The following is a 3,573-nucleotide window of genomic DNA, read 5'->3' as shown; positions in this document are numbered from 1 at the left end:
ACGCAGTTCGGTCGCGCCCGGGGCGTCCAGGCCGCGGCGGCTGGTCAGCACCAGACTCCGCACCCCGTGCGCCGTGACCAGGTGCCGGGCCACCAACGAACCCAGACCACCCGTACCACCCGTGACGAGAACCGGGCCCTCACCCAGCGACACGCTGCTCTCCGAGGAAGCGGCAACGCGCACCAGACGCGGCGCGAACGCCACACCCCCACGCACCGCCACCTGCGGCTCACCGGACTCCCCAACGCCCGACGGCAGCTCGGCACCCGCCTCCAGGTCCACCAGCACCAGCCGGTCCGGGTTCTCCGACTGCGCCGAGCGCACCAGACCCCAGACCACCGACTCCGCCAGACCCGCAACACCCGACGCCGCACCCACAGCGACAGCGCCACGCGTCACCACAACCAGCTTCGAAGCCGCGAACCGCTCCTCCGCCAACCAACCCCGCACCAGCTCCAGCGCACGGACCGCAGCCGCGTGCACCTCCTCGGCACCGGAACCATCCGCAGAACCGAACTCCACCGCCACCAGCGACGGCACGACCTCCACGGCATCCAACTCCGCGAGGTCACCCACCACGAGGACCTCTCCGGCAGCCTCACCAAACGCGATCTCCGCCCAGTCCACGCCGAACAGCGAGTCAGTCGACCCACCGGCCGCCGCCAACTGCTCGGCGACCACCGGCCGCAGAGCCAGCGAACCGACCGTGCCGACCGGCTGCCCCTCGGCGTCCGCGAGCGTCAGCGACACCGCGTCCGTACCGGCGGACACCAGCCGCACCCGCAGCGCGTCCGCGCCCGAGGCGACCAGCGACACATCGGACCACGCGAACGGCAGGTGCGCCTGGCCCTCGGCCCGGACGAACCCGCCCAGCCCCACAGCCTGCACCGCCGCGTCCAGCAGCGCCGGGTGCAGACCAAAGCCGGCCGCCTCCCCAGCGATCTCCTCCGGCAGCGCCACCTCGACGAACACCTCGCCGTCGCGGCGCCACGCCGACCGCAGACCCTGGAACGCCGGCCCGTACACCAGCCCGGCCTCCGCCAGACCCCGCGCGAACGCCTCCACATCCACGGCCTCGGCACCCGCCGGCGGCCACTCCACCAGACCCGCACCCTCAGCAGCCGACGCACCCTCCGCCAGCACACCCGAGACATGACGCGTCCAGAGGCCGTCCTCACCAACGCCCTCGGCCCGCGAGTGGACCGTCACCGAACGACGGCCCTCACCATCGGGCTCTCCGACCCGGACCTGGACCTGCACACCGCCCGACTCCGGAAGCACCAGCGGTGCTTCCAGCGTCAGCTCCTCCACCAGCGAGCAACCCACCTGGTCGCCGGCCCGCACCGCGAGCTCGACAAAGGCGGTCCCGGGCAGGATCACCGAACCCAGCACCGCGTGATCGGCCAGCCAGGCGTGCGACTGGAGCGAGAGCCGGCCGGTGAACAGCACACCGTCCGCATCGGCCAGCGACACCGCCGCACCCAACAGCGGGTGGTCCGCCGCACCCAGGCCGGCGGACTGCACGTCCCCGGTCGCGGCCGGAGAGTGGAGCCAGAACCACTCGCGGTCGAAGGCGTACGTCGGCAGGTCGACCCGACGGGCACCGGCCTCCGCGAAGAACCCCCCTCGCCAGTCGACCTGAGCGCCCTGGACGTGCGCGGTGACGAGGGCCGTCAGCGCGGTCTGCGCCTCGGGCCGCTCGGCGCGCAGCGCCGGGGTGAACACGCCCTGCTCGACGCACTCCTGGCCCATGGCCGAGAGCACGCCGTCCGGGCCGAGTTCGACGAAGGTGGTGACGCCCTGGGCCTCCAGGGCCCGCATGCCGTCGGCGAAGCGAACCGCCTGGCGGACATGCCGGACCCAGTACTCGGGCGAGCACAGCTCCTCCGCCGTGGCCGGCTCACCCGTCACGTTGGACACGACGGGGATGACCGGCTCTGCGTAGCTCAGGCCCTCGGCGACGGCCCGGAACTCCGCCAACATGCCGTCCATCAGCGGCGAGTGGAACGCGTGCGAGACCTTGAGCTTCTTGCTCTTCTCGAACCGACCGGCGATGGCGAGGACTTCGGCCTCGTCACCCGAAATCACCGCCGAGGTGGGCCCGTTGATCGCGGCGATGCTGACGTTCTCGGTGAGCAGCGGCAGGATCTCGGCCTCGGTGGCCTTGACCGCCACCATCGCGCCGCCCTCGGGCAGCGCCTGCATCAGGCGGCCACGGGCCGCCACCAGGGCGACGGCGTCATCGAGGGAGAGGACGCCCGCGACATGCGCGGCCGCGATCTCGCCGATCGAGTGGCCGACCAGGAAGTCCGGACGGACCCCCCAGCTCTCGAAGAGGCGGAACAGCGCCACCTCGACGGCGAACAGCGCGAGCTGGGTGAACTCCGTTCGGGCGAGAACCGCAGCGTCCTCGCCGAACACCGCCTCCTTCAGCGGCAGTTCGACCCGCGCGCAGACGGCGTCGAAGGCCTCCGCGAACACCGGGAACGCCTCGTACAGCTCACGCCCCATCCCGGGACGCTGGCTGCCCTGGCCGGTGAACAGGATCGCCAGCTTCCCGCCGACAGTCCCGGTCACCAGCCCGGCGGCCGTGCCGCCGTCGGCGAGTGCCGTGAGGGCTCGGATGACACTGTCGCGGCTGTCCGCGACGACGCCGGCGCGGAGGTCCATCGTCGCGCGGGTGGTGGCCAGCGAGTAGGCGAGGTCGGTGACCCGCAGCTCGGGCTCGGCCTCGACCAGGGCGAGCAGTCGCTGCGCCTGACCGCGCAGAGCACCCTCACTCTTCGCGGAGAGCACCAGCGGCGCCTGACCGTCCTCGGTCGACAGACGCTCCGAACGCTTCTCCACCGGAGCCTGCTCGATGATGGCGTGGGCGTTGGTGCCGCTGAAGCCGAAGGAGGAGACGGCCGCGCGACGCGGACGCCCGGTCTCCGGCCAGGGCCGGGCCTCGGTCAGCAGCTCGACGGCGCCCGAGGCCCAGTCGATGTGCGGCGACGGCTCGTTGACGTGCAGCGTCTGCGGCAGCACACCCTCCCGCATCGCCATCACCATCTTGATGATGCCGCCGACACCGGCCGCCGCCTGGGTGTGACCGATGTTGGACTTCAACGACCCCAGCCACAGCGGCTCTTCGGCACGCTCCTGACCGTAGGTGGCCAGCAGCGCCTGCGCCTCGATCGGGTCACCGAGCGTGGTGCCGGTACCGTGCGCCTCGACCGTGTCCACGTCGTTGGCCGTGAGGCGTGCGTTGGCGAGGGCCTGGCGGATGACGCGCTGCTGGGACGGGCCGTTGGGGGCGGTCAGGCCGTTGCTGGCACCGTCCTGGTTGATCGCACTGCCACGGACCACCGCGAGAACCTGGTGCCCGTTGCGCTGCGCGTCGGACAGGCGCTCCAGCAGGAGCATGCCCACACCCTCGGACCAGCCGGTACCGTCCGCGTCGGCCGAGAAGGCCTTGCAGCGGCCGTCCATGGCCAGCCCGCGCTGCTTGCTGAACTCGATGAACGCGCCCGGGGTGGACATCACCGTCACACCACCGGCCAGCGCCATCGTGCACTCGCCCTCACGCAGCGC

Annotated in this window: 1 protein-coding gene; it reads right to left on the bottom strand. The window is 72.2% G+C overall.

The window, feature by feature from the left end:
* On the bottom strand, positions 1–3,573 hold a 3,573-nt coding region (locus tag ACWDBB_RS36050; protein WP_449793626.1), incomplete at both ends, for a type I polyketide synthase.

This window comes from Kitasatospora sp. NPDC001095 (genome assembly GCF_053598615.1).
The sequence above is the reverse complement of the archived record's forward strand: the minus strand, read 5'-3'. Positions and strand labels throughout refer to the sequence as shown.